Genomic DNA, 6,000 nt, shown 5'->3' with positions numbered 1-6,000 from the left:
GTGGGATGGAGCTGACCATGCGGATCCTCCTCGATCGCCATGCGTCTGCCTGCACTGTTGACTGTTAACAGTCAACAGATGTCGTCGATACTGAGCGCCGATATGGCGCTTGTCAACGCTCTGGAAGCGCCTACTTCACTTGGGTGTTACACGTGGCCGCTTCGGCGACGGAGGAGGTGGCGGGTGTGCGCCGAGCCTGCATGATCGGGCGTTGACTGTTGACAGTAGACTTTCCGGGACCGTGGGTCGCCGTATCCGCGCAGGCGCCACCGCACAGCACTGAAGGGGGAAACGGCGTGACCGTACCGGCATTGCCGAATCTGGACCGGTCGACGTTGCGTGAGCGCGCTCTGGTCGCCTTGCGTGCCGCGATCACCACGGGCCGTTACCGCCCCGGCGACCACCTGGGCGAGGTCGAGATCGCCTCCAGCATGTCGGTCAGCCGCGGCACCGTGCGTGAGGCACTGCGGCATCTGCAGCAGGAGGGGCTGGTCGTGGCCGGCGCCCGCGGCATGCTGCGGGTGCGGGTCCTGTCACCGCAGGAAGTGCGCGAGCTGTTCCAGGTACGCGAAGCCCTCGAAGGGCTCGCCGTGGCACAGGTCATCGCCTCCCCGGACCGTGCGGCCGCGGTGGCGGCGCTTCGGGACGCGTTGCGTCGCCTGGACCAGGCTTTTGAGGTGACGGGCGACCTGGAGGGCCAGGTGGAGGCCGACCTCGCCTTCCACCTCCTGCTGTGCGAACTGTCGGGGAACTCCATGCTGGTGACGACGTGGCGCCACCTTGAGGGCCCGACGCGCATCGTGGTGATGAGCGCCGCCGGCGAGAAGCGAAAGCTCACCATGTCCGCGGCCCATCACGCCCCCATCGTCGACGCCATCGAACGCGGGGACGCGGACGCCGCACTCGCCATCCTGCACGAGCACATGAGCTCCGCCATGGCCAACCTGCAGGCTCCGGCCGGGGGAGGCACGGACTGACGGCTCATCGTTTGCCGCGAGTTGTGTGACCAGGGGGGCGGGTCAGCGGATCACTCCATACCGGGTACCGGTGTCGCTATTGGTCACTTAGTGTTCGGCGCATGACAGAACGACGTGCGATCCTCAGCGGCTCGACGTTCGAGGAGCAGATCGGCTATGCCCGGGCCGTGGTCGACGGCGACTGGGTGCATGTGTCCGGGACGACCGGGTTCGACTACGCCACCATGACGATCCCCGAGGATGTCGTGGCGCAGGCCGAGCAGTGCGTGCACAACATCGAGGCCGCGCTGACCGAGGCGAAGTGCACCCTCGCCGATGTGGTGCGGGTGCGGTACATGCTGCCCGAGCGGGCGAACTTCGAGCCCTGCTGGCCGGTACTGCGCCGCGCCTTCGGCGACGTGCGGCCGGCCGCCACCATGCTCGTGTGCGGCCTCGCCGATCCCCGTATGAAGATCGAGATCGAGGTGTACGCGCGGCGGGCCGTCGCGTAGCCGGAGACATCAGAGTTCGGTGTCACTCCATTGGTCCAGCAGGATGTCACCGGTGTCCCCGTCAGGTTCGGCCGTGCCGTTGTGCAGGGACTGTTCGGTCCAGATGACCTTGCCGCGGGCGGTGTAGCGGGTGCCCCAGCGCTGGGTGAAGCGGGCGACGAGCAACAGCCCGCGGCCGCCCTCGTCGGTGGTCTTCGCCCGGCGCAGGTGCGGGGAAGTGCTGGAGCCGTCGGCTACCTCGCAGATCAGGCTGTCGCGGTCGGACAGCAGCCGCAGCCGGATCGGCTCGGCGCCGTACCGGATGGCGTTGGTGACCAGCTCGCTGATCACCAACTCGGTGGCGTAGGCGATCCGGTCCAGGCCCCAGGTCTCCAACCGGCGGAGGGCTTCGGCGCGGACGCGGGAGACGGCCGCGGGGTCGGCGGGCACGTCCCAGTCCGCGACCCGGTCCGGGTCCAGCAGCCGGGTGCGGGCCACCAGCAGCGCGACGTCGTCGCTGGGGCGGGCCGGCAGCACCGCATCGAGTACCGCCTGGCAGGTTTCGTCCGGGGTGCGGTCGGCCGCGCCGGTCAGGGCCGTGCGCAGCAGGTCCAGGCCCGTGTCGATGTCGCGTCGGCGGTCCTCGACGAGCCCGTCGGTGTACAGGACCAGCCGGGAGCCCGCGGGCAGATCCAGTTCAGCGGTCTCGAAGGGCAGGCCGCCGCCCAGCCCCAGCGGCGGGGAGACCGGTACCTCTGGATACTGCACACTGCCGTCCGGATACACCACGGCCGGCCCCGGATGCCCGGCCCGGGCCATCGTGCAGCGCCCGGTGACCGGATCGTAGATCGCATACAGGCAGGTGGCGCCGGTGATGCGCTGCCCCTCGCCCTGGGCGTCCGCGCCCTCGTCCACGCGCTGCCCCTCGTCCCGGGCGGCCTCGCCGTCGTCGATGCGCGCGACGAGCTCGTCCACACGGCCGAGGAGCTCGTCGGGGGACAGGTCCAGAGTGGAGAAGTTGTGCACCGCGGTGCGCAGCCGGCCCATCGTGGCCGCGGCGTGCAGCCCGTGCCCGACGACGTCACCCACGACCAGCGCCACGCGCGCGCCGGGCAGGGGAATGATGTCGTACCAGTCCCCGCCCACCCCCGCCCGCGCGGGCAGGTAACGGTGCGCCACCTCCAGCGCGGACTGCTCGGGCAGCACGTGCGGCAGCAGGCTGCGCTGCAGGGTGACGGCCATGGTGTGCTCGCGGGTGTAGCGGCGGGCGTTGTCGATGGACACCGCCGCCCGGGCGGCCAGTTCCTCGGCGAAGGACAGGTCCTCCCGCTCGAACGGCTCGTTCTCCGAACGCCAGAAGTCGGCCTTCCCCAACACCACGCCCCGCGCCCGCAGTGGTACGGAAATCAGGGAGTGGATGCCGTAGTCCAGGACCCTCTCGGCGGACTCCGGGTTCCGCGCGCGCCAGTCGTCGGAGGCGGCCAGATCGGGCACGAGTACGGCGCGATCGCCCGCCGCACCGCCCGCCACGCCGTCCGCCGTACCGCCCGCCCCACCGGCGGCCACCGGGCTGCCGGGGCCGATCCGGATCAGCTCACCCACCGGGAGGAGGGGCGGGTCGTCGTGGATGCCGCGCAGGGCGGTGCGGCGCATTTCGGCGCTCGCGGTGTCCGGCTCCTCGCCGCGCGGAACGGCCTCCAGCAGTTCCACGGTGACGAAGTCGGCGAACAAGGGGACCGCCACCTCGGCCAGTTCCTCCGCGGTGCGCACCACGTCCAGCGTCGTGCCGATCCGCACCCCGGCGTCGTAGAGCAGTTGCAACCGCTCCCGGGCCACCTCGGCCCGGCCGGCCAGCGCCCGCAGCTCGGTGGTGTCGCGCAGTGTGGCCACACTGCCCGCCGGGCCACCGTGGCGGTCCACGGGCCGCACATTGACGGCCAGCAGCCGGTCGCCGGCCAGGTGGACCTCGTCGGTGACACGGCGGCCGGAGGCCAGCAGATCGGCGGTGCCGGGTGCCAGACCGAGGTCGGTGACCTGCCGTTGCTCCGCGTCCGGCGGCAGGTCGAGGAGTCGCCGCGCTTCGTCGTTGGCCAGCAGCAGCCGCCCGTCGCCGACGATCAGTACGCCTTCGCGTACCGAGTGCAGTACCGCGTCGTGATGCTCGTACATCCGGGTCATCTCGAGCGGGCCCAGTCCGCGGGTCTGGCGCCGCAACCGCCGGCTCACCAGCGCCGACCCGCCCGCTGCCAGGACGAGCGCGCACCCCGCGGCACCGAAGAGCACCGGCAGCTGCCGCTCCACCCTCTCGTTCACGTCCGCGACCGTGACCGAGGGCGAGACCATGCCGGCCACCGAGCCGTCCGGCCGGAAGATCGGCACCACTGCCTGGACGACGTTCGCCTCTCCTCCGGGCCGGACCGGCCCCCGGGCGTTCTCGATGGTGACGCGGCCGGCCAGCGACGGCCCGATGGTGCCGACGAACTTCTTCCCGACCTGCTCCGGGTCCGGGTGGGTGTACCGGGTCCCGTCCCTCTTGATCACGACGAGGGTGTCGAGCCCCGACCGCTGCCGGATCTCGTCGGTGCGCGGCTGCAGCACCGCGGTCGGGTCGGGGCCGTCCAGCGCCGCCACGATCCCCGGGGCATTCGCGAACGCCTCACCGGCGACCAGCACCTCGTCGCGGGCCGCCTCCGTGGCCTGGCGCCCGGCCTGCACGACCAGCAGCGCCGCTGTGACGGCGACGAGCAGTACCACCACCGCGAGCTGCAGCAGGAAGACCTGGCCGGCGACGCTCCGCGGACTCAGCACGGACCACCCGCGCCGCTCCCGTGACCGGTGCGGCCGACGGGAAGGCGGTACCGCGAACCGGCGGAAGAAACCGTGCATACCCATGAATCCAGTCTTGCCGATCATGGAGGGGGCGATTAAGGCGATTCATACGACCAATGGGCCACGAGGCCCAACGGCCACCGGACCCGCGCGGCAGGGCCTACCCGCCCGGGACAACCCCTCCGGGACGACCCGGGCCTATCCACCCGGGGACGAGGCCAGGTCCGCGCCGTCCTCGGACGCCTCGGCCTGTTGCCCGCCGCGGCGCGCGTCCCACGTGGCGAGGTCGACGACATGGTCGTCCGGGAAGAGGGCGCAGGTCCGGCCGTCGGCCACGAACACACTGCGCGGCGCGGTATCCAGCACCGACGCGGCGACGAACGTACCGACAATGTGCGTGAAGTCGCAGACCGCACCGATGCGGAACAGCGACCGGGATTCGGTGGTGACCTCGTCGCCACCGGCGCGCAGGACGATGCGCTGGTCGGCGGTGATGGCGCGGGTGGTGACGGCGACGGCGATGTTCTCCAGCCCGTCCGAGGTGACCGCGGCGAGGGCGCGTGCCCGCCCTACGGAGAGGCGTTCCAGCAGGAAGCGGTCGCCGCCGCGGCCGAGGATGACGGGAATGTCGCGGGCGCGGGCCAGCGGCAGGCAGGCGGCTTGGGGATTGCGTTCCACGGCGACCACCTTGATGCCGAGGTCGCGCAGCTGGGCGGAGAGGCGCAGGCCCACCTGGCCCAGGCCGACGACGATGACATGGTCCCGGCGCGGGATGGAGCGGGCTCCGAGGATGCTGGTCATCCGGTGTCCGGTGAACCGGTCGACCACGCTCGCGGTGAAGACGGCGGCCAGGACCAGGACGCCGAGCATGGAGACGGCGGAGAAGATCTTGTACCAGCCCGGGCCGTGCTCCGCGTGCGGCGAGGAGCCGACCGTGGTGAGCGTGCGGGCGGCATTCCACGTGGCATCGGGCCAGGGCTCGTGCAGCACGAGGACGCCGAGCGTGATGTCCACCGCCAGCGCCAGCAGCAGTGCGGTGAAACTCGCGACGAGCACCTTGGCGGATGTGCCGAGGGAGCGGAACCAGGACGCGAGGGTGGAGCGTGGCCGGTGGTGCGCGCCGGTGGTGAGGGACCGCCGGGGCAGGTGCTCGACGGCAGTGGTGACGCCTTCGCGGCGGACGCCGACGACGTCGCTGTCGAGGGGCTTGAGGATGGCGTACTGGGGCGCGAGGCAGCTGGCCAGCAGGCTGGGCACGACGGCATCGGTCATGCTCAGCACGGTGCAGTTGGGAATGGTCCTGCTGACCTCGTCGGCAACGGTGCGGTCGAAGAGGGTCACCACCAGCCGGACGCCGGGCTTGAGATGTTCGGCCAGCAGGGCGTAGCGGAGGGCGACGATGTCGTCGCGGGAGACGATGGCGATCGCGTCGACGGGGTGCTGCAGTCGCCGGCGCAGGGCGTCGTCGTCGGGGCGGGGCAGCCGGTACGCGGTGCCGCCCCAGCGCTCGACGCATGCGGCGGCCGAGCGGCCCAGGGCCTCGTCGTCCTCGATGAACACCACGCGCTGCCCCGCCGTGGGGACGTGCAGGCGTGCGTCGCCATCGGGTATCTGAGTTTCAGGGGATATCTGTGAGCTCAACCCGTCGGCCTTTCTGCAACGTCGGGGCCGGAGCTGCCCCTGGAGAGCCTGTCTTGGCGGGCCCGGCATTGCCTGGTCGAGGC

Annotated in this window: 4 protein-coding genes; 2 read left to right on the top strand and 2 right to left on the bottom strand. The window is 71.5% G+C overall.

Annotation, left to right across the window (positions count from 1 at the left end):
• The first annotated feature begins 296 nt into the window (after positions 1–296).
• Positions 297–977, top strand: coding sequence for a GntR family transcriptional regulator (locus CCS38_RS29710; protein ID WP_223736429.1), 681 nt, complete (start codon positions 297–299; stop codon positions 975–977).
• 101 nt (positions 978–1,078) lie between these two features.
• A complete protein-coding gene (locus CCS38_RS29705; RefSeq protein WP_223736428.1) occupies positions 1,079–1,468 on the top strand; it encodes a RidA family protein in 390 nt (129 codons plus the stop codon).
• A 9-nt stretch (positions 1,469–1,477) separates the two neighbouring features.
• Here the strand turns inward: CCS38_RS29705 and CCS38_RS29700 are convergent, their stop codons facing one another.
• Both CCS38_RS29700 and CCS38_RS35600 read right to left on the bottom strand, forming a co-directional pair.
• A complete protein-coding gene (locus CCS38_RS29700; protein WP_372457169.1) occupies positions 1,478–4,339 on the bottom strand; it encodes a SpoIIE family protein phosphatase in 2,862 nt (953 codons plus the stop codon).
• 135 nt (positions 4,340–4,474) lie between these two features.
• Positions 4,475–5,839 (bottom strand): NAD-binding protein, encoded by a 1,365-nt coding sequence (locus CCS38_RS35600; protein ID WP_223736426.1) that lies wholly within the window; start codon positions 5,837–5,839, stop codon positions 4,475–4,477.
• Positions 5,840–6,000: the final 161 nt, after the last annotated feature.

It is taken from the genome of Streptomyces purpurogeneiscleroticus, from assembly GCF_020024005.1.
In the GTDB taxonomy this organism is placed as follows: Bacteria; Actinomycetota; Actinomycetes; order Streptomycetales; family Streptomycetaceae; genus Streptomyces; species Streptomyces purpurogeneiscleroticus.
Note: the sequence above shows the minus strand (reverse complement) of the source record. Positions and strands in the feature narration are given on the sequence as shown.

What these genes read in the sequence shown, in the direction of transcription:
- CCS38_RS29700 (WP_372457169.1), bottom strand. Translation starts at nt 4,339, where the DNA reads ATGGGTATGCACGGTTTCTTCCGCCGGTTCGCGGTACCGCCTTCCCGT.
- CCS38_RS29705 (WP_223736428.1), top strand. Translation starts at nt 1,079, where the DNA reads ATGACAGAACGACGTGCGATCCTCAGCGGCTCGACGTTCGAGGAGCAG.